This window comes from Stutzerimonas azotifigens (assembly GCF_013522725.1).
GTDB classification, from domain to species: Bacteria; Pseudomonadota; Gammaproteobacteria; order Pseudomonadales; family Pseudomonadaceae; genus Stutzerimonas; species Stutzerimonas azotifigens_A.
Genome location: NZ_JAAMRF010000017.1, coordinates 1 through 23,022, shown reverse-complemented (window position 1 = coordinate 23,022; position 23,022 = coordinate 1). Strand labels below are relative to the sequence as shown.

At 60.8% G+C, this 23,022-nt stretch carries 23 protein-coding genes and 2 tRNA genes; 8 read left to right on the top strand and 17 right to left on the bottom strand.

What is annotated here, in order from left to right; genetic code table 11:
* Positions 1-233 precede the first annotated feature (233 nt).
* Positions 234-3,383: an error-prone DNA polymerase gene (locus G7026_RS22330; RefSeq protein WP_181073256.1), complete on the top strand. Its 3,150-nt coding sequence runs from the start codon at positions 234-236 to the stop codon at positions 3,381-3,383.
* A 136-nt stretch (positions 3,384-3,519) separates the two neighbouring features.
* On the opposite strand, the gene G7026_RS22325 is transcribed toward G7026_RS22330, so the two are convergent.
* From G7026_RS22325 to G7026_RS22280, 10 genes are all read right to left on the bottom strand, one after another.
* A tRNA-Pro gene (locus G7026_RS22325) sits at positions 3,520-3,596 on the bottom strand.
* 80 nt (positions 3,597-3,676) lie between these two features.
* On the bottom strand, positions 3,677-4,033 hold the full coding sequence (locus G7026_RS22320; protein ID WP_138410305.1) for a MerR family transcriptional regulator: 357 nt from the start codon (positions 4,031-4,033) through the stop codon (positions 3,677-3,679).
* Positions 4,014-4,316: an integration host factor subunit alpha gene (ihfA, locus tag G7026_RS22315; protein ID WP_003282572.1), complete on the bottom strand. Its 303-nt coding sequence runs from the start codon at positions 4,314-4,316 to the stop codon at positions 4,014-4,016. Before ihfA ends, G7026_RS22320 begins: the two co-directional genes overlap by 20 nt.
* 3 nt (positions 4,317-4,319) lie before the next feature.
* The gene (gene pheT / locus G7026_RS22310) at positions 4,320-6,698 is read right to left on the bottom strand and encodes a phenylalanine--tRNA ligase subunit beta (RefSeq protein WP_181073255.1); all 2,379 of its coding nucleotides are present in this window, start codon (positions 6,696-6,698) and stop codon (positions 4,320-4,322) included.
* 34 nt (positions 6,699-6,732) lie between these two features.
* Complete coding sequence (gene pheS, locus G7026_RS22305) at positions 6,733-7,737, bottom strand: phenylalanine--tRNA ligase subunit alpha (RefSeq protein WP_181073254.1); 1,005 nt, start codon at positions 7,735-7,737, stop codon at positions 6,733-6,735.
* A 168-nt stretch (positions 7,738-7,905) separates the two neighbouring features.
* Entirely contained in the window at positions 7,906-8,262 is a 357-nt protein-coding gene (gene rplT, locus G7026_RS22300; protein WP_138410302.1) for a 50S ribosomal protein L20, read from the bottom strand.
* 26 nt (positions 8,263-8,288) lie between these two features.
* A complete protein-coding gene (rpmI, locus tag G7026_RS22295) occupies positions 8,289-8,483 on the bottom strand; it encodes a 50S ribosomal protein L35 (RefSeq protein WP_138410301.1) in 195 nt (64 codons plus the stop codon).
* A 61-nt stretch (positions 8,484-8,544) separates the two neighbouring features.
* Positions 8,545-9,096, bottom strand: coding sequence for a translation initiation factor IF-3 (infC, locus tag G7026_RS22290; RefSeq protein ID WP_174236889.1), 552 nt, complete (start codon positions 9,094-9,096; stop codon positions 8,545-8,547).
* Positions 9,096-11,018 (bottom strand): threonine--tRNA ligase, encoded by a 1,923-nt coding sequence (thrS, locus tag G7026_RS22285; RefSeq protein ID WP_181073253.1) that lies wholly within the window; start codon positions 11,016-11,018, stop codon positions 9,096-9,098. The genes infC and thrS overlap by 1 nt, the downstream gene beginning before the upstream one ends.
* Positions 11,019-11,240: 222 nt before the next feature.
* Positions 11,241-11,317 (bottom strand) — tRNA-Val (locus G7026_RS22280).
* 172 nt (positions 11,318-11,489) lie between these two features.
* Here G7026_RS22280 and G7026_RS22275 point away from each other — a divergent pair.
* Positions 11,490-12,773, top strand: coding sequence for an NAD(P)/FAD-dependent oxidoreductase (locus tag G7026_RS22275; protein ID WP_181073252.1), 1,284 nt, complete (start codon positions 11,490-11,492; stop codon positions 12,771-12,773).
* A gap of 4 nt (positions 12,774-12,777) precedes the next feature.
* Here the strand turns inward: G7026_RS22275 and G7026_RS22270 are convergent, their stop codons facing one another.
* Both G7026_RS22270 and G7026_RS22265 read right to left on the bottom strand, forming a co-directional pair.
* The gene (locus tag G7026_RS22270) at positions 12,778-13,653 is read right to left on the bottom strand and encodes a PA2778 family cysteine peptidase (protein WP_181073251.1); all 876 of its coding nucleotides are present in this window, start codon (positions 13,651-13,653) and stop codon (positions 12,778-12,780) included.
* A gap of 68 nt (positions 13,654-13,721) precedes the next feature.
* Positions 13,722-14,123 carry a PA2779 family protein gene (locus tag G7026_RS22265; RefSeq protein ID WP_181073250.1) on the bottom strand — a complete coding sequence of 134 codons (402 nt, stop codon included), beginning with the start codon at positions 14,121-14,123 and terminating at the stop codon, positions 13,722-13,724.
* 214 nt (positions 14,124-14,337) lie between these two features.
* On the opposite strand from G7026_RS22265, the gene G7026_RS22260 reads away from it, so the two are divergent.
* Positions 14,338-14,658, top strand: coding sequence for an I78 family peptidase inhibitor (locus G7026_RS22260; RefSeq protein WP_258190407.1), 321 nt, complete (start codon positions 14,338-14,340; stop codon positions 14,656-14,658).
* Positions 14,659-14,733: 75 nt separating this feature from the next.
* Here G7026_RS22260 and G7026_RS22255 read toward each other — a convergent pair whose 3' ends face one another.
* From G7026_RS22255 to pcaQ, 5 genes are all read right to left on the bottom strand, one after another.
* Positions 14,734-15,675 carry an AEC family transporter gene (locus tag G7026_RS22255; protein ID WP_181073249.1) on the bottom strand — a complete coding sequence of 314 codons (942 nt, stop codon included), beginning with the start codon at positions 15,673-15,675 and terminating at the stop codon, positions 14,734-14,736.
* A 3-nt stretch (positions 15,676-15,678) separates the two neighbouring features.
* Positions 15,679-16,746, bottom strand: a complete 1,068-nt coding sequence (gene zapE / locus G7026_RS22250; protein ID WP_181073248.1) for a cell division protein ZapE — start codon at positions 16,744-16,746, stop codon at positions 15,679-15,681.
* Positions 16,747-16,856: 110 nt separating this feature from the next.
* On the bottom strand, positions 16,857-17,465 hold the full coding sequence (gene pcaG, locus G7026_RS22245) for a protocatechuate 3,4-dioxygenase subunit alpha (RefSeq protein ID WP_181073257.1): 609 nt from the start codon (positions 17,463-17,465) through the stop codon (positions 16,857-16,859).
* Between the two features lie 16 nt (positions 17,466-17,481).
* Positions 17,482-18,201: a protocatechuate 3,4-dioxygenase subunit beta gene (gene pcaH, locus G7026_RS22240; RefSeq protein WP_181073247.1), complete on the bottom strand. Its 720-nt coding sequence runs from the start codon at positions 18,199-18,201 to the stop codon at positions 17,482-17,484.
* Positions 18,202-18,326: 125 nt separating this feature from the next.
* Positions 18,327-19,259 carry a pca operon transcription factor PcaQ gene (gene pcaQ / locus G7026_RS22235; protein WP_181073246.1) on the bottom strand — a complete coding sequence of 311 codons (933 nt, stop codon included), beginning with the start codon at positions 19,257-19,259 and terminating at the stop codon, positions 18,327-18,329.
* Between the two features lie 186 nt (positions 19,260-19,445).
* On the opposite strand from pcaQ, the gene G7026_RS22230 reads away from it, so the two are divergent.
* The 5 genes from G7026_RS22230 to G7026_RS22210 all read left to right on the top strand — a co-directional run.
* Entirely contained in the window at positions 19,446-19,595 is a 150-nt protein-coding gene (locus G7026_RS22230; protein WP_181073245.1) for a hypothetical protein, read from the top strand.
* A gap of 140 nt (positions 19,596-19,735) precedes the next feature.
* The gene (locus G7026_RS22225; protein ID WP_181073244.1) at positions 19,736-20,791 is read left to right on the top strand and encodes a TRAP transporter substrate-binding protein; all 1,056 of its coding nucleotides are present in this window, start codon (positions 19,736-19,738) and stop codon (positions 20,789-20,791) included.
* 46 nt (positions 20,792-20,837) lie between these two features.
* The gene (locus tag G7026_RS22220; protein WP_181073243.1) at positions 20,838-21,365 is read left to right on the top strand and encodes a TRAP transporter small permease; all 528 of its coding nucleotides are present in this window, start codon (positions 20,838-20,840) and stop codon (positions 21,363-21,365) included.
* Positions 21,362-22,684, top strand: coding sequence for a TRAP transporter large permease (locus tag G7026_RS22215; RefSeq protein ID WP_181073242.1), 1,323 nt, complete (start codon positions 21,362-21,364; stop codon positions 22,682-22,684). Before G7026_RS22220 ends, G7026_RS22215 begins: the two co-directional genes overlap by 4 nt.
* A gap of 84 nt (positions 22,685-22,768) precedes the next feature.
* A partial coding sequence (locus G7026_RS22210; protein ID WP_181073241.1) for an OprD family outer membrane porin occupies positions 22,769-23,022 on the top strand: 254 nt, incomplete at its 3' end.

The window sequence follows — 23,022 nt, the reverse complement described above, 5'->3', positions numbered from 1 at the left end:
CCTTTCTTACTGTCAAGCTGTTTTTCGAAAATCTCTTTTCTACTCAACCGCTTGCCGCGCCCGATCTCAGTAGATCTCGTCAGCGGGAGGCGAATCATACAGCGACCAGAATCGCTGTCAACCACCTCTTTGAATCTTTTATCCGCACTTCGTCTGACTGGCCATAGTGGAGGCTTGTGCGGGAGCAGGCAGACAAATACTGTATATACAAACAGCAGTATGTATTAATTTCAATGACTTCCTCCGCTACCCTGTATCAACTGGGCGCTCGCCCCCTCAAGCACATCAGATCAACACCTGCGGGCAGCACTCCCAACTACGCAGAACTGCACTGCCTTTCCAACTTCAGCTTCCAGCGCGGCGCCTCCAGCGCCCTTGAGCTGTTCGAGTGCGCAGCATCGTTGGGCTACCGTGCGCTTGCCATCACCGACGAATGCACGTTGGCCGGAATTGTCAGAGCTTGGCAGGCATCCCAGAAAGCGAAGCTGCCATTGATCGTCGGAAGCGAGTTTTCTCTTGCCGATGGCCCCAAGCTGTTACTGCTGGCAGAGAACCTGGCGGGCTACCAGACACTTTGCCGGCTGATTACCCAGGCTCGCCGGCGAGCGGACAAAGGCAGCTATCTTATGGTGCGTGACGACTTCACCGCGCCACTCGATGGCCTGCTTGCCATATGGCTCCCCCAAGGCACCACCGATACAGCCGAAGGCGCCTGGCTGCGAGAGCGTTTTCCTGAGCGACTATGGCTCGGCGTCGAACTGCACCAGGGCCAGGATGATGAGCAGCATCTGCGGCAATCCCTCGCATTAGCCAGATTCCTGAACATTCGCCCAGTTGCCTGCGGCGATGTGCACATGCACGTCCGTGCGCGGCGAGCCTTGCAAGACTGCATCACGGCCATAGGTCATCGCCTCCCGCTTAAGTCAGCTGGCGCCCATCTTTTTGCCAACGGTGAGCGACATCTTCGCCCCCGCGACGAGCTGGCCGCGCTTTACCCTCCGGAGTTATTGGCCGAAACGCTGCATATCTCGAGCCGCTGCCGGTTCGACTTCCATCAACTGAACTATCAGTACCCGCACGAACTGGTCCCTTCTGGGCACAACGCCACGACATGGTTGCGGCTACTGGTCGAGCGGGGAGCGGCCGAGCGATGGACCGATGGCATCGATGAAAAGTCCCGTGCGCAGATTGATCATGAGCTGAAGTTGATCGCCGAACTGAAATATGAAAGCTACTTCCTGACCGTACACGACATCGTTCGCTTCGCGCGGGAACACGGCATCCTCTGCCAGGGACGCGGCTCGGCCGCCAACTCGACGGTCTGCTATGTCCTGGGCATCACCGAACTGGACCCTTCGCAGAGCAAACTGCTGTTCGAACGCTTTCTCTCCAGAGAGCGCAACGAGCCACCGGATATCGATGTGGACTTCGAGCATGAACGCCGCGAAGAAGTCATCCAGTATGTGTTTCGCCGCTACGGTCGCAATCGAGCCGCACTCACTGCGGTCGTCAGCTCCTACCATGCCGCAAGCGCGGTGCGTGATGTAGCCAAGGCACTCGGCTTTCCTCCTGACCAGATCAATTCGCTGGCCAACTGCTGTGGTCGCTGGAGCGACCGGATTCCCGACGATGTCCATTTGAAGGAGGCGGGTTTCGATCCGGACAATCCGCTCCTGCGCCGCGCCCTCGCCCTTACCAGCGAACTGATCGGCTTCCCGCGTCATCTGTCGCAACATCCGGGCGGCTTCGTCATCTCCGAGCACCCGCTTGAAACCCTGGTACCGGTCGAGAATGCCAGCATGGTCGATCGCACCGTCATTCAGTGGGACAAGGATGATCTCGACCTGGTCGGCCTGCTCAAGGTCGACGTGCTGGCGCTCGGCATGCTCAGCGCATTGCGCCGCTGCTTCAACCTCATAAAGCACTATCGTGGTACCCAGTGGACCATCGCCACGCTACCGAAAGAGGACCCGGCGACCTACGACATGATCAGTCGCGCCGACACTATCGGTGTATTCCAGATCGAATCGCGGGCCCAGATGGCCATGCTGCCGCGCCTGAGACCGAAAGAGTTTTACGACTTGGTGATCCAGGTGGCCATCGTGCGGCCAGGACCGATCCAGGGCGACATGGTCCATCCCTACTTACGTCGACGCAATGAAGAAGAACCAATCGAATACCCCTCAGAAGAATTGGAACCCGTCTTTGCGCGCACCTTGGGAGTCCCCCTGTTTCAGGAACAGGTGATGGAACTCGCCATCGTGGCAGCTAAATATACTCCCGGCGAAGCTGATGAATTGCGCCGCAGCATGGCTGCATGGAAGCGCCACGGAGGGCTTGAACCGCATCGTGAAAGACTCACCACCCGCATGCTTGCCAGGAACTACAAGCCTGAGTTCATTGCACGCATCTTTGAGCAGATCAAAGGCTTCGGCAGTTATGGCTTCCCGGAGTCCCACGCCGCCAGCTTTGCCTTGCTGACTTACGCCAGTTGTTGGCTCAAGTGCCATGAGCCGGCTGCGTATGCCTGCGCCCTGATCAACAGCTGGCCAATGGGTTTCTACAACCCCGATCAGATACTGCAGGATGCGCGGCGCCACGGCCTGGAGATCCGCCCCGTGGATGCCTGCCATAGCGATTGGGACTGCAGCCTGGAGCCGAATGGCAAAGAGCAACCGGCGATTCGTCTTGGCCTACGCCTCATACGTGGGTTTCGCGAGGAGGATGCACGTCGCATAGAGGCGGCGCGCAAGGCTCAACCATTCATAGAAGTCAGTGATCTGCATATGCGCGCAGGATTGGACAGTCGCGCTCGCGAACGCCTTGCTGATTCGGGCGCCCTGCAAGGCCTTGCGGGAAATCGCCACCGGGCGCGCTGGGCTGTGGCTGGGATCGATCCATGGCTACCGCTGTTCGCTGAACACCCCATGCGACAGGAAGTATCGGTTCCCTTGCCATTGCCCAGCGTCGGCGAAGACTTGTTGACTGATTACGCCACCCTTGGCACCACACTGGGCCCTCACCCACTGGCGCTGCTGCGCGGGCAACTGAAAGCTCAACGCTGCCGCAGCTCTCGAGAACTGGCCAATGTCGATCATGGACGCCCTATCAGCGTTGCCGGCCTGGTCATCGGCCGCCAGCGCCCGCAGACCGCAAGCGGAGTGATCTTCGTCACCCTCGAGGACGAGTTCGGCATGATCAACGTTGTAGTCTGGCACGACCTGGCCGAGCGCCAACGACGGGTATTGATCCAGTCGCAGATGTTGCGCATTGATGGACACCTGGAGTCAGCCAACGGCGTCCGTCACGTCATTGCGGGGCGCCTGAGTGATCTCACGCCACTACTGACAGGACTGGACGTGCGTAGCCGTGATTTTCAGTAGCCTGGCTGGGTTTAGTGCTACAGGCAGCCTTTCTAGCTTGCCTGTCGATTCTTAGGCAGAAGGCTGCATAGATCACCCGATCACAGACACAAAAAAGCCTGGTCATCACTGACCAGGCTCTAATGTAGGGATTTGTTGGTCGGGACGGAGTGATTCGAACACTCGACCCCTTGCACCCCATGCAAGTGCGCTACCAGGCTGCGCTACGCCCCGACTGTGCCTCCAGCACTGCTGGAAGCGGATCGCACTATACACTAAGCATCTGAAAAGTGAAACTTTTTAGCTACTCAACGTCACGTACGTAAAACGTGCAGCACTTCCTCGAGCTCGACGATCATCTGACGAATCAGCTGTTTGTACTGGGTGGTGTCATCGCGAGCTTCGTCACCTGACAGGCGCTGCCTGGCGCCGCCGATGGTGAAGCCCTGATCGTAAAGAAGCGCGCGGATCTGCCGGATCATCAGCACGTCTTGTCGCTGGTAATAACGGCGATTGCCTCGGCGCTTAACCGGGTTCAGCTGTGGAAACTCCTGCTCCCAATAGCGCAGCACATGAGGCTTGACCGCGCACAGCTCGCTGACTTCACCGATGGTGAAATAACGCTTGCCTGGGATCGACGGAAGTTCGTCGTTATGACTTGGTTCCAGCATAAGCCTCGACTCTGGCCTTGAGCTTCTGCCCTGGACGAAAGGTCACGACGCGACGCGCCGTGATCGGGATTTCTTCGCCGGTCTTCGGATTGCGACCCGGACGCTGACGCTTGTCGCGCAGGTCGAAGTTGCCGAAACCGGACAACTTCACCTGCTCGTTATGCTCCAGCGCCTGGCGGATCTCTTCGAAAAACAGCTCGACCAACTCCTTGGCCTCACGCTTATTCAAGCCTAGCTCTTCATAAAGACGCTCGGCCATTTCAGCTTTCGTCAGAGCCCCCATACGCTATTTCCTTAACGTGGCGTTGAACCTTTGTTCCAGGGAGGTGAGGATGTTTTGTGTGCTTTCGTTCACCTCATCGTCGTTTAGAGTGCGTGATGGGTGCTGCCAGGTCAAGCCAACCGCCAGGCTTTTTCTAAGCGGATCAATGCCTTTACCGTGATAGACATCAAATAGCTTGAGGTCCGTCAGGCTCTCCCCTGCGGCGTCGCGGATACAGGCCAGAACCGCTTCGGCGGGAACGTCGCGATCGACCAGTAACGCAAGGTCGCGGCGTACTTCCGGGAAGCGGGACAGCTCGCTAAAGCGAGGAAGACGGCCGCTGGTAAGCTCGCCGAGCAGTAGCTCGTAGAGGTAGACCGGCTGATCGATGCCAAGCGACCGCGCAAGGTGCGGATGCAGGCTGCCGATATAACCGACCAGTCGGCCTTCACGCTCGATGCGCGCCGTCTGCCCCGGATGCAATGCCGGGTGTTCGCCGGTAGCAAAGCTAAACGACAGCGTATCGCCCGCCGCCCCCAACAACGCCTCGACGTCTGCTTTCACATCATAAAAGTCCACCGCCTCACGACCGTTGCTCCAAGCCTCGTCGAAACGGGTGCCAGTAACCACGCCAGCCAGCATGGCTTCCTGCTTGAGCTCATCGAGTTGCCCGACGAACCGCAGGCCACTTTCGAACAGGCGTACACGGGTCTGCTGACGGTTGAGGTTGTACTGAAGCGCCGTGACCAGACCAGGCCACAGTGACGCACGCATTGCGCTCATTTCGACCGAGATAGGGTTAGCCAGCAGCAGCGGCTTGCCATTCGGCGAAAACAGCTCGAACAGTTTCGGATCGATGAAACTGTAGGTAATCGCCTCCTGGTAGCCGCGGGCGACCAGGAGCCGGCGCAGCGCGGGGACGGTCACGCGCGCTTCCGGCGTAGACGTTGGAGCAAGGCGAGCCTGCGGATAGCGCACAGGTAGGCGATCGTAACCGTAAAGGCGACCGAGCTCTTCGATCAGGTCGACTTCCAGAGAGATATCGAAGCGGTGGCTAGGCACGCCAACACGCCATGCGCCCTCACCTTCGCTCGCGAGGCTCAATCCAAGCGCACCCAGCATTTTCTCGACCTGCTCACTCGCGAGTTCAAGGCCGAGCATCTGATTGATGCGCTCGCTGCGCAGCACTATCGGCGCAGTGCACGGCAGCCCTTGTTCATCGAGCGCCTCAACGATTGGTCCTGCTTCGCCGCCGACGATCTCGAGCATCAGCGCAGTGGCGCGCTCCATGGCCTTCTGGGTCAGCTGCGGATCGACGCCGCGCTCATAACGGTGCGAAGCGTCTGTATGCAGGCCATAGGAACGAGCCTTGCCGGCCAGGGCGATGCTGTCGAAGTAGGCGCTTTCAAGAAAGATATCCCGGGTGTCGGCGTTGACACCACTGTGCTCGCCACCCATGACGCCGGCGATCGCCAACGCGCGCTGGTGATCGGCAATGACCAGCGTGTCGGCCCGCAGCGTGACGGTCTGACCGTCCAGCAGAACCAGCGACTCGCCCTCCTCGGCCATGCGGACGCGAATACCCGTGTTGATCTCGGCAAGATCGAAAGCGTGCAGCGGCTGGCCCAGCTCGAGCATCACATAGTTGGTGATGTCGACAATCGCGTCGATTGAGCGAATATCGGACCGACGCAGACGCTCGACCATCCACGCTGGGGTTGGTCGCGACAGATCGACATTACGAATGATTCGTCCGAGATAGCGCGGGCAAGCGGCGGGCGCGAGTACTTCGACGGGGCGGGTGTCCTGATGGCTCACCTGGACCGGTACGATATCGATCGGCGCTACCGGAACGCCATATATCGCGCCCACTTCACGGGCCAGTCCGGCGATGGACAGGCAGTCACCGCGATTGGGCGTCAGGCCGATTTCGATGCTGGCATCGTCGAGCTCGAGCGCTGCGCGGACATCGGCCCCTACCTGGGCCTCTGCCGCGAGTTCCATCAGGCCGCTGTTGTCGTCGGAGATCTGCAGCTCCGAAGCCGAGCAGAGCATTCCGTTGGACTCGACCCCACGCAGCTTCGCCTTCTTGATCTTGAAATCGCCAGGCAACTGAGCACCGATCATGGCGAAGGGGATCTTCAGGCCGGGGCGCACATTCGGCGCGCCGCAGACGACCTGAAAGGTTTCGCTGCCGTTGCTGACCTGGCATACGCGCAGCTTGTCGGCATCGGGATGCTGCTCGGTGCTGAGCACCTCACCCACCACGACGCCACTGAACTGTCCGGCAACCGGCTCTACACCGTCGACCTCGAGGCCGACCATCGACAACCGAGCGACGAGCTCGGTATGGGAAACCTGCGGATTGACCCAGCTCCGCAGCCACTGTTCACTGAATTTCATCCTGCTCTCCTAAACGTACTCGGGCGATCTGCTGTTAGCGAAACTGCTCGAGAAAGCGCAGATCGTTATCGAAGAAGATGCGCAGGTCGTTAACGCCATAACGCAGCATGGTCAGTCGCTCGGCCCCCATACCAAAGGCAAAGCCCTGATAGCGCTCCGGGTCGATGCCCGACATCCGCAACACCTCGGGATGAACCATTCCGCAGCCCAGGACCTCGAGCCAGGACTGGGATTCCTGATCACCCTTGCGGACCACACGGCGGATATCCACCTCAGCCGAAGGCTCGGTGAAGGGGAAGAACGAGGGGCGGAAACGCACTTCGAGATCAGCCTCGAAAAACGCTCGCAGGAACTGTTCGATGGTGCCTTTAAGATCGGCGAAGCTGATGCCCTCGTCGATCAGCAACCCCTCTACCTGGTGAAACATCGGTGAGTGAGTCTGATCGGAGTCGCAACGATAAACGCGCCCGGGACAGATGATGCGAATCGGCGGCTGGCTGGATTCCATGGTGCGCACCTGCACCGGCGAGGTGTGGGTGCGCAGCAGCATGTTGGCGTTGAAGTAGAAGGTATCGTGCATCGCCCGAGCGGGATGATGCCCGGGAATGTTGAGCGCCTCGAAGTTGTGATAGTCGTCTTCGACTTCAGGCCCTTCGGCAACGGTGTAACCGATGTGAGAGAAAATCTGCTCGATACGCTCCAGCGTCCGGGTCAGCGGGTGCAGACCACCGGACTGCTGGCCGCGTCCCGGCAGGGTCACATCGATGCGTTCAGCGGCGAGCTTCTCGGTCAGCGCTGCAGCTTCGAGTGCAGTCTTGCGTGTGTTGAGTGCCTCCTGAACCCGCTCCTTGGCCACATTGATCAGCGCTCCCACCTTGGGGCGCTCATCGGCCGGCAGGTCGCCCAGGGTCTTCATCACCTGGGTCAGCTCGCCCTTCTTGCCGAGGTAGTGGACTCGGATCTGCTCCAGGGCACCGACATCTTCAGTGTGTTGCACGGCCTCGAGCGCTTGCGAGACCAGTGCATCCAGGTTTTCCATTTACAACCTCCAGAGGGTCTTGCAGAACGGTGTTGCCACCTACTGAGCCAGGCGCGGCAGCAGCGTTTTGCAAGAGCCCCTTCAGATACAAAATAGGGGAAGAGCACAAGGCTCTTCCCCTATTGGTGACGTCGCTACGAACCCTGGGATTCGTGATTGTCGTAGGGCTTAAGCCAAAGATGCCTTAGCTTTTTCGACAATCGCAGCGAACGCCGCTTTTTCGTTCACTGCCAGATCGGCCAGAACTTTACGGTCGATTTCGATCGCCGACTTCTTCAGGCCAGCAATCAGGCGGCTGTAGGACAGACCGTTCTGACGAGCACCTGCGTTGATACGGGCGATCCAAAGCGCACGGAACTGGCGCTTGCGCTGACGGCGGTCACGGTAGGCGTACTGGCCAGCCTTGATTACCGCCTGCTTGGCTACGCGGAACACGCGCGAACGCGCGCCATAATAGCCTTTGGCGAGTTTCAGAATTTTCTTGTGACGGCGACGAGCGATGACGCCACGCTTAACACGAGCCATGAGTAATTTCCTCTAGTCTTGACCGATCAACGAACGCGCAGCATGCGCTCCACTTTTGCAACATCAGACGGGTGCAGCAGCGAAGTGCCGCGCAGCTGACGCTTACGCTTGGTGGACATCTTGGTCAGGATGTGGCTCTTGAAAGCGTGCTTGTGCTTGAAGCCATTTGCAGTCGGCTTGAAGCGCTTCTTGGCACCACTCTTGGTTTTCATCTTTGGCATGTTCGTTCTCCACAGTGTGGGTGATTACAAATAACCGCAAGGCCTGCCAGTGCCCTGGAGGTTACTTTTTCTTCTTGGGAGCGATGACCATGATCAGCTGGCGTCCTTCCATCTTCGGATGCTGCTCAACGGAACCGTATTCGGCAAGGTCGGCTTCAACCCGCTTCAACAGCTCCATGCCCAGCTCCTGATGGGCCATCTCACGACCGCGGAATCTCAACGAAACCTTGGCCCTGTCCCCTTCACTCAGGAAACGTACCAGGTTGCGTAGCTTGACCTGGTAGTCACCTTCTTCCGTCCCTGGACGAAACTTGATTTCTTTGACCTGAACCTGTTTCTGGTTCTTCTTCGCCGCCGCGACCTGCTTCTTCTTCTCGAACAGGTGCTTGCCGTAATCCATGATTCGGCATACTGGCGGGACCGCATCCGCGGAGATTTCTACCAGATCCAGCTTCGCTTCTTCTGCTACACGAAGCGCTTCATCAATCGAGACGATGCCAATCTGCTCGCCGTCTGCACCAATTAACCGAACCTCGCGTGCCGAGATATTCTCGTTGATCGGGGCTTTCGGTTGAGCTCGTTTATCTTGTCTCATTTCACGCTTAATAGTGATTACTCCAAGTCTTGGCGACCACGCCGGGAAACCGCCTGGGCCAGCAACTGCGCGAACTGCTCGACGGGCATGGAGCCCATGTCGACACCTTCACGCGTGCGCACCGCAACGGATCGTGTCTCAACTTCCCGGTCTCCAATAACCAAGAGATAGGGAACCTTGAGCAAAGTATGCTCGCGGATTTTAAAGCCGATCTTTTCGTTTCTCAAGTCGGACTTGGCACGGAACCCGCTTTGGTTGAGTGTTTTCTCCACTTCCTGGGCAAATTCGGCCTGCTTGTCGGTGATATTCATGATCACCGCCTGGGTCGGCGCCAGCCATGCCGGGAACGCACCCTCGTAGTGCTCGATCAGAATACCGATGAAACGCTCGAACGAGCCGAGAATCGCGCGGTGCAGCATGACCGGGTGTTTGCGGTTGTTGTCTTCGCTGACGTATTCGGCGCCAAGACGTATCGGCAGGTTGAAGTCCAGCTGCAGGGTTCCGCACTGCCAGACACGCCCGAGGCAATCCTTCAGCGAGAATTCGATCTTGGGCCCGTAGAAAGCACCCTCGCCCGGCTGCAGGTCGTAAGGTAGGCCGGCGATGTCCAGGGCAGCAGCCAGGGCCGCCTCGGCACGATCCCACAACTCATCCGAGCCGACGCGCTTTTCAGGTCGCGTGGACAGCTTGAGTTGAATGTCGGTGAAGCCGAAGTCCGCGTATACGGCCTGGGTCAGCTTGATGAACGCTGCCGACTCGGACTGCATCTGCTCTTCGGTACAGAAGATATGCGCATCGTCCTGGGTAAAGCCGCGCACGCGCATGATGCCGTGCAGTGCGCCGGACGGCTCATTGCGATGACAGGCACCGAATTCGGCGAGACGCAACGGCAGTTCGCGGTAGCTCTTGAGCCCCTGATTGAACACCTGGACATGGCACGGGCAGTTCATCGGCTTGATCGCGTAGTCGCGACTTTCCGACTCGGTGGTGAACATGTTTTCGGCGTAGTTGGCCCAATGGCCGGACTTTTCCCAGAGACTGCGATCCAGTACCTGAGGCGTCTTGATCTCAAGGTAGCCATTCTCGCGCTGGACGACGCGCATGTATTGCTCAAGCGCCTGATACAGGGTCCAGCCATTGGGGTGCCAGAACACCATGCCCGGGGCTTCTTCCTGGGTATGGAACAGATCCAGGCGCTTGCCGAGCTTGCGGTGATCGCGCTTTTCAGCTTCTTCGATCCGCTGGATGTAGGCCGCCAACTGCTTCTTGTCGGCCCAGGCCGTGCCATAGACGCGCTGCAACTGCTCGTTCTTGGCATCGCCACGCCAGTAGGCGCCGGACAGCTTGGTTAGCTTGAACGCCTTCAAAAAGCGGGTATTGGGCACGTGCGGGCCACGGCACATGTCCACGTATTCTTCGTGGTAGTAGAGACCCATTGCCTGCTCGTTGGGCATGTCCTCGATCAGGCGCAGCTTGTATTCCTCACCGCGCGAGCGGAACACATCGATGACCTCGGCACGCGGGGTCATCTTTTTGATGACGTCGTATTCGGTGTCGATGAGTTCGCGCATGCGCTGCTCGATGGCCGCCATGTCTTCTGGCGTAAAAGGCCGCTCGAACGCGATGTCATAGTAGAAGCCTTCGTCGATGACCGGGCCAATCACCATCCGAGCCGAGGGATACAACTGCTTGACCGCATGCCCGACCAGGTGCGCGCAGGAGTGACGGATGATTTCCAGCCCTTCCTCGTCCTTCGGCGTGATGATTTGCAAGCTTGCGTCCTGCTCGATCAGGTCGCAGGCGTCGACGAGGCGTCCATCCACCTTGCCGGCCACGGTGGCCTTGGCAAGCCCCGCACCGATGGACTGAGCCACTTCAGCAACGGATACCGGGTGATCGAACGAACGCTGACTGCCGTCAGGAAGAGTAATAGTGGGCATGGCGCCTCCTCTCCTAGTGGTGACCCCTACCAAAGGCCACGTGGGTTGGGATGAGCCAGGAAAGCGATTCGCCGGATTACCCTGCCGCACGGTGGCAGGAGCCCGAAGGCCGATCCAGACGAAACGAAGTCACTGGAAATTAGGGAACCGGATGCTTCCAGAAAGCCGGGCGGCTTACAAGCACCCAATAAAAAGGGTCGCCTTGGCGACCCTTTTCGGAATTGGTAGGCACAATTGGATTCGAACCAACGACCCCCACCATGTCAAGGTGGTGCTCTAACCAACTGAGCTATGTGCCTCCGATGGACGCGCATTGTATAGATCCGCCGAATAGAGTCAAGCCCTTTTTTCGCCTAACTTACTGATATCTGGAATTTTTGGCTCCGGCCCCGCACAGCGCAGCCGACTGGCGCTGAAGACTGCCGCAAGGTTAGGATCGCCACGTCAAATATTTAAAACAGGTCATGCAATATGACGCACACGCCCTACCCGTCTTCCTATTACGCCGCCTCCGCCAATTCTGCGCCCCCACGCCCTGCTCTGGCGGAAAACAAAAGCGTGGACGTCTGCATCATCGGAGCGGGGTATACCGGCCTTTCCACTGCGTTGTTCCTGCTCGAACACGGCTTCACGGTGACGGTGTTGGAAGCCGCCCGTGTCGGCTTTGGTGCCTCCGGCCGCAACGGCGGCCAGATCGTCAACAGCTACAGCCGGGATATCGACAGCATTGAGGCCAGTGCGGGCGCTGAAGAAGCACGCCTGATCGGCTCGATGGCATTCGAGGGCGCGCAGATCATTCGCGAGCGGGTGCAGCGCTACGGCATCGCCTGCGATCTGAAGGATGGCGGCGTATTCGCCGCGTTCACCGGCAAGCAGATGAAGCACCTGGAAAGCCAAAAGGCTTTGTGGGAGCGCTACGGCCATACGCAGCTGCAGCTGCTGGACGAACAGGGCATCCGGCAGGTGGTCGATTGTGATCGCTACGTCGGCGGCATGCTGGACATGAGCGGTGGCCATATCCATCCCCTGAACCTGGCGCTCGGCGAGGCGGCCGCGGTCGAGTCGCTGGGTGGCGTGATCCATGAACACAGCCCCGCCATCCGCATAGAACACGGCACCCCGGCCATAGTGCATACGGAACGTGGATCGGTCAGCGCCAAATTCGTCGTGGTGGCGGGCAACGCCTATCTCGGCAACCTGGTTCCGGAGCTGGCGGCCAAGTCGATGCCTTGCGGTACCCAGGTGATCACCACCGAACCCCTGGACGAGTCGCTCGCCACTCGCCTGCTGCCACAGGACTACTGCGTCGAAGACTGCAACTACCTGCTGGACTACTACCGCCTCTCCGCCGACCGTCGTCTCATCTATGGCGGCGGCGTGGTTTACGGTGCGCGGGATCCGGCGGACATCGAGGCAATCATCCGGCCCAAGATGCTCAAGACCTTTCCACAGTTACGTGACGTGAAGATCGAGTTCGCCTGGACCGGCAACTTTCTGCTGACGCTGTCCCGGCTGCCCCAGGTCGGCCGCATCGGCGACAACCTCTATTACTCGCAAGGATGCAGCGGCCATGGGGTGACCTATACCCACCTCGCCGGCAAGGTGCTGGCCGAGGCATTGCGCGGGCAGGCCGAGCGTTTCGATGCCTTCGCCAGCCTGCCGCATTACCCCTTCCCCGGTGGTCAGTCGTTGCGCGCGCCCTTGAGTGCACTGGGTGCGATGTACTATGGCCTGCGGGACAAGCTTGGGACTTAACCTTTCAAGGCGCCGCGCACACCGGCGTCGGCTGACACTGGCCCTCATCGCCACCGGGTGGCAGCGGCACGGTGAAGCGGCTGTCCTCGGGCGCAAGACGGGCAGCGCAGGCACGTGCCGCCTGCGCCTGGGTCGCGCAGTTTCGCTCGGCTAACACCTGGGAGAGATTGAACCAGCCCACGGCGAAGCCGCTGTTGTGCTGCAGGCTTTTCCGTAGCGACTGTTCCGCGGCGGAAAGATCGCCCGCGTCGTATTGGCTGTTGGCGAGTGCGAACCATGGCAGCTCGCTGTCCCATCGCTGTCCGGCGATCCGATAGGCAGTCTGAGCGGCGTGTTTTTGGCCAATCTGCTCGAGATCGTTTGCGGCCTTGAGCCAGGGGGTCAGCTCAGCGGTTTCTGGTGGCGTTTGCGGATCGACCGCGACCACCGCCCAACGCTCGCCCTTGCTCCAGGAGCGCTCGAACTGGCGAAACGTTTCGATGCTGCGGCGAGTCGTACCGGATCGCAACACTAGGGTCTGCTCCTCGAGGTCGTAGCCCACCACGACCGCAAAATGCCATTGGGGCCAACGGTCGAACGCGAGATTCTGCAGCACCAGAACGGGATTGCCGGCGGCAACTTCCGTCAGCACCGATTGCAAGCGCGGCGCAAGCGGATAGACCAGCAGTCCGTGAGATCTTGCCGCGGCGACCATCTCGACCTGCAGACTGCCCTGGCGCCCGGGGATGTAGACGCTATCGACCAGCTGTTCCGGCGTGGTGTCGACGCCGCGCTGCGTCAACAGCGTGGCCAGCGCGGCCGGGCCGCACTGGTAGTCCTGCTGAGGAAAGAACGCGACCTCGTCGAGTTCGGCCCGCACGGGGATCTGCAGCTCGTCCATCGGCAGGATGGGCGATCGTGCGCAGGCCCCGAGCAGGCCGATGATCAGCAGCAGGAATGCCTGCCGGATCAACGATTGACGCAGTTGATGAAGTTGAAGATGTTGGTTGCGCACAGCATGTCGGTAATGATGAATATCACCAGGAACAGCACGATGACGCCCACCACGCCAGCACCGGCAGGCGCCTGGTCGAGCTGCTGGTTGAACTGCGCCAGTTCCGCGGGCGTCAGGCTGGCGATGCGCTTCTCGACCTGGGTGCGGTCAACGCCCATCGAGGCCAGTTTTTCCTGCACCTGCTGATCGTCGAGCATGGTCATCAGCTGTTCGCGATCGACCTGCTGCTGATGCTCGGTCAGCACCTCGGGCGTACCGATCATCGCGGCATTGGCCATAGGCACTTGCATGAACAAGGAGAAGTGAAGCGCTGCGAGCACCGCAGCCAGACGCCGCATCCAGGGAGAAGAGAGCATGTCTATTTCCTTTTTTCTGCTTATAAGCGCTACCCCTGGCCGCACGGTATCGACCAGGGAGTCAGAGAATAGACGAAGCGCAATACGGCTTAGTTCCTGACCGGCGGCGCCAGCCCTCTTCCACGCCTCGGACTCGTCCCCGCCCAATGGGTTTGTTTCACCTTACCGGGCGAAGTACCCTTCAGGCGACTACCCTTCCCGTCAAGGAGCCTGCATGTCCCTTTCCGACAACCCGCTACGCCTGATGCTCATCGCTACCTGCCTGCTGGCCGGCTGCAGCTCGCCATCACCGAAGACCGAGACCGAAACCGCGGCCTCGCAGCCGCGACCCGAAAGCTGTGACACCGCGCCGGTGCAGAACCTGGTCGGCAAACCGGGCAGCATGGAGTTGCGCGAGCAGGCCCGTGAACGCGCCGGCGCGCAACGCGCTCGCCTGATCGGGCCGAACGACATGGTCACTCTCGATTACGACTCGCAGAGGCTCAACCTGTGGATGGACGCCGCCGGCATCGTTCAGCGCGTCAATTGCGGCTGAGTCGAAGCCTGTAACCGGCAGACTGAATCCGCGGGCTGCCCCATCCAGGCGGCGGCCCACGGCATCGTCTTGAAGCTAGAACACCCCCGCCCCCATCAGGGCCAGCACGCCGCCCATGGTGAAGAACGAAAGCGCGGTAGCGGTCACCAGGATCGCCGCGCAGCGCTCCTCGAAACCGAAGCGCTGGCCGAACAAGGGATAAACGCTGAGCATTGGCGCGCTGGCGAAGAGTATTCCGGCCAGCCTCATGGTCGGATCGATATCGGGCAGCACAGCGAACGCCAAACCCACCGCCAGCGGATGCAGGATGAGCTTGGCGAGCGCGACCAGAGCGATTTCCGTACCTGCTCCCCCTATCCGCAGGCCGAACAGGGTGCCGCCGATGACGAACAGCGCCACCGGTGCCGACGCGTTGGCCAGCATGTCGATGGCCTTGAGCGGAATGGCCGGAATGCTCACCTGTAACAGCGACAGACACAGTCCCAGCACGATTGCCAGGATTATCGGATTCCGGGCGAGGCGCTTGAACGTCTCGCCGAGCAGTGCCCCCCGCCCTTTTCCCTGCTGCCCGCTCGCTTCCGCAAAAAACAACATCAGCGGAATGATCAGCAGATTCTCGATCAGCATGCACAGTGCCAACGCGACACCTGCCGGCGCCCCAAGCACCATGGCGACGACCGGAAAGCCAATGAAGCCGCTGTTGGACACAGACATCCCACCGGCACTGAGCGCGCAACTCGCCACCGACTGACCTCGCACCAGGCGAAAGAAGGCGAAGCCCAGCGCAAAGATCAGCAAGGAGCCGAGGCCATAAGCCAGGACGAAGACCGGATCGACGATCTCTCCAATCGGCCGCTGCGACAGTGCGCGCAGAATCAGAGCCGGCAACGCGAAGGTCATCGCGAAGATGCCCATGCCCCTAATCTGCTCGCGACTGACCAAGCCGCTGCGGGCCGCGAAATAACCGAGGCCGATGAGCAGAAAGATCGGTGTGGTAATCGAGAGAATCTGAAGCACGGTCTACCCCAGGGTCGGTTGAAATTCAGGGCCGACCTGACGCAGCTGCGCCAGACGGCTGCAGGTACGCGAGAAGTCCTGCTGGACGGCTCCCTGGCACAGCGCGGCGAGGCTGACTTCACTGCTGAGCCAGAGTCGAGCACCCGCGTCATAGGCGATATCGACGAAGTTGAGAAAGCGCTGCTGGACATCCAATGACAATCCGCTCAATGCGGGTATCTCGCTGACGGCAAGGTCGGCGAAGCGGCTGCATAGCTCCAGGTAATCACGTGTCGAGGTCGGACGCTCGAATAGCTCGGAAAAACGAAACCAGACGCCCTGCTCCCGCTGCCGGAACGAGGCGAGGCAAAACCTGTCGAGTTGAAGGACGCCGGGCAAGGCGCCTGCGAACTGCGCGTCGATCAGCGGATGGGGGCCGGGTGAATCGGACCAGCAGTACAGTCCCCAGTCGCGCGGCGCCACCGTTCGGTAGTCCGTCGGGCTGTCGAGTTCGAGGATCCGCAGCCGCTGCTCGATCAGCCTGATGAAGGGTTTGAAGCGCTGGTGGTGCAACGGGTTCGGGCACAGCGCTGCCGGCGCATAGTTGGACGTGAGCACCAGAAGCACACCGGCCTCCAGCAGGTAGCGAATCAGCCGACCGAGCAGGGTTGCATCGCCGATGTCGTGCACGTGGAATTCATCGAAACACAGCAGCTTCGCCTGCCCCGCGATATCGCGAGCCACCAGGGCCAGCGGGTCGGCCTGCCCGCTGTAGCTCAGAGAGCGCTGTTGCAGCTCCTGGAGGAAGCCGTGGAAGTGCACGCGTCGCTTGCTCGTCACTGGCGCGACCTCGAACAAGGCATCCATCAGCAGGCTCTTGCCGCGACCGACGCTGCCCCAGAGGTAGATGCCGGCTGGCGGGCGTCGCCGCCAGCCGCGATGCGGCATGAGGGCAGCCTCCAGCCACTCGGCCATTGCCTCGAGCGCCTGGCGCTGAGACGCATCGAGCGACTGGTCGGGAAGCAGCAGCCGCTGGCTGGCATGGCGCTCGAGAGCAAGGGCGAGGCCGCCCGACGACGAAGACTGGATCATTGAAGAATCGGACACATCAGTGGTGGCTTAACGACGAAACCGGCAGCCACTGACGCGGCTGCCGGTTCGGTTCGACATCCCGGCGCGGGCCGGGTGCGGCGTGACGCTTTTCAGAAATCGAAGAATACCGTTTCGCCTTCCCCCTGGATGCGGATATCGAAGCGGTATGCCGTCTTGCCATCGACTTCGCACCGCCGGGCGATGAGGGTTTCGCGACGCTCCGGCTGCTCGATCAGGTTGAGCACCGGGTCGACGGCATTGGCCTCGGCCTCGTCATCGAAATACAGCCGCGTCTGCAGCTGGATATTGATGCCGCGCGCGAACAGCGAAACGTTCACGTGGGGTGCCATCGGCACGCCCGCGGCGCTCTTCACCACACCGGGCTTGATGGTCTCGACCGTCCACTCACTGCCGGCGTCGAAGGTAGTCGCGGTGCGGGCGAAACCGTTGAATGGCTTCTCCAGGTTGTATTCGCAGTCATACACCCCTTCATGGTTGGCCTGCCACAGCTCCAGAAAGGAGTCGCGCACCAGGAACCCGTTGCCGTCGAAGACGCGACCGATGAGGGTAATGTGTTCGCCCGGCGCGTCAGGCCTGGCCATCTGATTCCAGATTTCCTGCTCGCGGGTGGGATTGCCCGCCACCTTCAGCGCCAGGCCGATGTGGACATAGGGGCCGGCGGTCTGCGACGGGGTTTCGGGCAGCAGCTCACGCGAAATGATCATGCTCGGCTCCTCAGACGTTTTCGAAGAAGGTCTTGCGCTGGCCGCGCAGAACGATGTCGAAACGATAGGCCAGGCAATCCATCGGATTGGCCATGCCCATGTCCAGCCGCGCGATCAGCGTCTGCACCGCCTCGGGGTTGGCGATCGACTGGACGATCGGGCAACGCGGAATCAGCGGATCGCCTTCGAAGTACAGCTGTGTGATCAGCTTGGTGGAGATCGACGGGCCGCTGACCGAAAAGTGAATGTGGGCCGGCCGCCAGTCGTTGGGGCCGTTGCGCCACGGATACGGGCCCGGCTTGACGGTGCGGAAATGGTAATGGCCGTTGGCATCGGTAAGGGTACGGCCGACGCCGCCGAAATTCGGGTCCAGCGGCGCCAGATAGCGGTCGTTCTTGTGCCGATAGCGCCCGCCGGCGTTGGCCTGCCACATCTCGACCAGGGTGTTCTTCACCGGATTGCCGTACTGATCGACGACACGCCCATGAACGATGATGCGCTCGCCGATCGGCAAGCCGCCATTGTTGAAATTCAGCAGCAGGTCATGGTCATGCTCGCCGAACTTGAGGTGCGTGAAGTCCGGCCCGGTGACCTCGGACAAGGATTGCGGGATGCTGACCAGTGCCTGGCTCGGCGAACGCGGGATCGACGTCTTGTAGTCGGGCGTCAGCGCCTTGGGATGCCAGTTGCGATCACGGTTGATGAAGCGGTAGCGCTCCGTCTCGTTCATGGCCTTGCCTCTTATTGGAATTATGAAATGCCGCGACGCAGCCGCGGCAGGAGATCGGAGGGAAGTCTGCGTCATCGGCACGCCTGGCAGAACTGAAAATTCAGATCCATTACATAACTGAATGGTTATGAGCTTGAGGCGTCCCGATTGTCTTGCGCCACCTCGCGCAACACCTCTGCCACCCACAGCGCTGCTTGTGGCGGCTCGATTGCGGCGTTGCGACAGATGCCTACCGAGCCACCCGGTTCGCGAATTCCAAGCTGCAGCTCCACCAGTTCGCCACGGCGAAGTTCCAGGCTCACGGCGTCTTCGGGCGCTACCCAGACGGCGTCGCCGGCCAGCACGTAGCGGCGACTGAGTGCCGGCGAGAGGGTTTCCAGACGCTGGTGTGAGGGCAATATCCCGAGTTGCACGAACAGGCTATCGGCGTGGCGCCGAATGGTGGTGCCGGCCAACGGCAGTACCAAGGGAAAACCGGACAGCCTCGCCAGATCACCTGGCGGCGCCTGCAACAAAGGATGGCCAGGACGAACGACCAACGTCATCGACTCGCTGTAGAGGTGCTCGAAGCTCAACCCCTGAATGGCCGGGCTGTCGGCCACCCGGCCGACCACCAGATCCAGTTCGCCGACCCGCAACTGATCGAGCAGATAAGTGCCAGGCCCGGTCGCAACGCTAACCACCAGCGTCTCATGGCGCCGATGCAGGCGGGCAACCACCTCGCCCATCAGCTGGCTTTCGGCGGAAGACAGCACCCCCACCCTCGCCCGCGGTGCCTCGGGCGTGCCCTCGCGCAGGCTGCTGACCCCTTCGCGCAGCGCCTGCACGCAGGGGCCGGCATAGCGCATGAATGCGACGCCGGCTGCGGTCAGGGCGACGCCACCCTTACCACGGCTGAACAGGCTCACCTCCAGCAGGTCTTCGAGTTCCTTCAAGGTTTTGGAAACCGCAGGCTGGCTGACGGCAAGCACATCGGCCGCTTTGGCGAAGCTGCCCTGGCGGGCCACTTCCAGAAAGCAGATCAGATGGCGGAACTTGATTCGGGTATCGGCATTCATTGACCGGCCTATCTCGGAATTCACACGGCGCTGCACATAACCAAAGGGTTTCGCTTGAAGCGTGCCAAGTCTATCGCAGGCTGGGCCGGCATCTTTCCGATCAGAACACATCGACCATTCAGCGGCCTATAGGCGAAGCATGGCTGGGGCAGGGTTATGCATTAGGCGCTTCCGGAGTCCTGTGTGATGATCCAGCCCAACCTTGCGCCGGCCGGCGGCCTTGAGATGATTGATGCGCGCCACCGGCGCCATCCGACTTTCAGAGGAGACATGCGCGATCCCCGCACCTGGCGTGGCGGCAAGCCAGCAGCAAATCGTTCGTTTATCGCCCAATAAGTCGGTAATCGAATTGAATAGCAGATCGATAGCTCGCACCATGCGTCCAGCGAATCGGGACTAAGGCGGCATCCTTGACCGCTGGTAGCCGGAAACGAGTTCCAGATCGCCACTAACAATTAATAAGAAAGGACATTGCGATGCGTAAGCTCACCCAGGCTTTCCTGGCCATATTCGTGGCCGCGTCTATGGGCACTCAGGCTCAGGCAGACGAACCCGTCGTCACCCTCAAGGTTCATCACTTCCTCCCCGCGCATTCGGTCACCCAAGCCGACCTTCTCAAGCCCTGGGCTGAAAACATCACGCGCGAATCCAACGGCCGAATCCAGTTCCAGTTCTATCCGTCGATGCAGCTGGGCGGTACGCCGCCACAGCTGATCGACCAGGCGCGTGACGGCGTCGCCGATATCGTCTGGACCCTGCCGGGATACACCGCCGGACGCTTCCCGCTGATTTCGGTCTTCGAACAACCCTTCATTGGCCGCTCCGCCGAAGCGACCAGCCAGGCGATGTGGAGCTTCATCGAAAAGCACGGCCAGAAGGAGTTCGAAGGCGTGCGCTTGCTCGCCACCCACACCACCGACGGCGCGCTGATCCATACCGCCAAGAAACCGATCAAGAAGATGGGCGACTTTCGCGGTATGAAGATCCGTGCCGCGAACCGCACGTCGACCAAGCTGATCTCGATCCTGGGCGGCACGCCGGTAGCGATGCCGGTACCACAGGTTCCCGAATCCCTGTCCAAGGGCGTGGTCGACGGCGCGATCCTGCCCTGGGACGTGGTTCCGGCGCTCAAGCTGCACGAACTGGTGAAGTACCACACCGAGATGGCGCCGAACCAGCCGCTGCTGATGCAGACCGTGATGGTCCTGGCGATGAACCCTGCCGCCTATGACCGCCTCCCCGATGATCTGAAGAAGATTCTGGACGACAACACCGGGCTGACGCTTTCGAAACAAGCCGGCCAGCTGTTCGATACCAAGGTGATCGAGAATGGTCATGCGCTGGCCAAGAAGCAGAACAACGAGATCTACGTGCTGCCCGAGGACGAGCAGCAGAAGTGGATGAAAGCTGCCGCCCGCCTGGACCAGGACTGGATCAAGGAAGTCGAGAGCAAGGGCTACCCGAACGGCCAGGCGCTGCTTGACGATGCACGCCAGCTGCTAGACCAGTACGGCGCGAACCTGTCGCGCTGATGGTGACAGGCGCCGGCTCGACCGGCGCCCTTTCCCGGAGATCGTAATGAGTGAACCCGTTGTTCAGGTGGCCGCTGCCCCTGCGCACCCGATCGGCCGCGCGCTCGATATGGCCGCTCGCCTGATGGCGCTCATCGGCGGGCTACTGCTGGTGGCGATCACGCTGATGGCCAGCTACAGCATCGTCATGCGCGCCCTGTTCGACGAGCCGCTGCTGGGCGATGTCGAGCTGGTCCAGATGGGGTGCGGCATCGCCATCGTCGCCTTTCTGCCGCTGTGCCAACTTCGCCGGGGCAACGTCATCGTCGATGTCTTCACACTCAATGCACCGGTTCGCGTACGCAACGTACTCGATGGCATCGGTGGCCTGCTGATGGCCCTCGCCAGCGCGCTGATCGCCTGGCGCTCGGTGGTCGGCACCCTGGACGCCTACGGTAGCGGCGAGGAGTCGATCATCATGGGGTTGCCGATCTGGTGGTCCATGCTGCCCTTCGCACCGGGTTTCGCACTGCTCGCGATCGTGGCGCTTTACACCGCCTGGCAGGACTTCTCCGGCAAGGGAGCCGCAGCATGACCAGTGTTCAAATCGGCGGCCTGTTCCTCGCCATCCTTCTCGTCCTGCTGGTCATCCGTATTCCGATTGCCATCGCCATGCTGCTTACCGGCATCGGTGGTTATGTCGCCATCAGCGGTTGGGACCCGCTGCTCAACTACCTCAAGAGCGTGGCCTACGCCCGCTATACCGTTTACGACCTCTCGGTCATTCCGCTTTTCCTGCTGATGGGCCAGTTCGCCTCCCGTGGTGGGCTGGCCAGCGGGCTGTTCCGCGCCTCGGCGGCGATGATCGGCCACTGGCGCGGCGGGCTGGCAATGTCGGCGGTCGGCTCCTGCGCCGCTTTCGGCGCTGTGTGCGGCTCCTCCATCGCCACCGCGGCGACCATGGGCCAGGTCGCCCTGCCCGAGCTCAAGCGCTACAACTATTCCGGTTCGCTGGCGGTTGGTTGCCTGGCCGCGGGCGGCACCCTCGGCATTCTGATTCCACCTTCGGTGGTGCTGGTGATCTACGCGATCCTGGCCCAGGAAAACATCTCGGCGCTGTTCATGGCCGCGTTCATCCCGGGGATTCTCGCCGCCATCGGCTACATGATCGCGATCGCCATCTACGTGCGGCTCAATCCCGAGGCCGGACCGGCCCAACCGAGGCTGAACTGGCGCGAGCGCCTGGCGGCGCAGAAAGGCGTCTGGCCGGTGTTCCTGATTTTCATCGTGGTACTGGGAGGCATCTACGGCGGCTATTTCACGCCCACCGAGGCAGCGGCGATCGGCACCGTGGGTACGGGATTTTTCGCGGTGGTGCTGGGCGGCATGCGCCTGCGCGAGTTCAAGGAAGTGCTCTACGGCACCGCCGTGACCACGGCGATGATCTTCATGATCCTGCTCGGTGCCGACGTGATGAACGCTTTCCTGGCGATCTCCCAGTTGCCGGTGGCACTGGTGGAGATGATCACCAATAGCGGGCTCGGTCCGTTCGTGGTGCTGGCCGGCATCCTGCTGCTGTACCTGTTCCTGGGCTGCGTCATGGACACCATGTCGATGATCCTGCTGACCATCCCGATCTTCTTCCCGATCATCATGGGCCTGGATTTCTACGGGTTGGACCAGACCGAGAAAGCCATCTGGTTCGGCATCCTCGCGCTGATGGTGGTGGAGATCGGGATGATCACCCCGCCGGTCGGGATGAACGTCTACGTCATCAGCAGCATGGCCCGCGACGTGACGCTCCGCGATGCCTTCCGCGGCGTGGTGCCCTTCCTCATCTCCGATGTGGTGCGGGTGGTGATTCTCGTCCTGTTCCCCTCCATCACGCTGTGCCTGGTCAGGTGGCTGACCTGAGGGAAAAGCTTCTGCAACCGTTTCACCCCTGCCGACGGCAACGCCGTGCAGAACTGCCTCAACCCAATAAAGGAAACAACAATAATGAATCTCCTGGACAACACTAATTTCACCCGCACGCTCGCCCTGCAGCGCCTGACTCCGAGCCTGCTCGCCCTGGCCGTTACCGCCGCAACCTTTTCCGGCGCCGCCGTGGCGCAGGAAGGCTTCGTCGATGGCTCCAAGCTGAGCGTCAACGCCCGCAACTTCTACATCAATCGCAACTTCGTCGACCCGACCAATGCCCAGAGCAAGGCCGAAGAGTGGACGCAGAGCTTCATCCTCAACTTCCAGTCCGG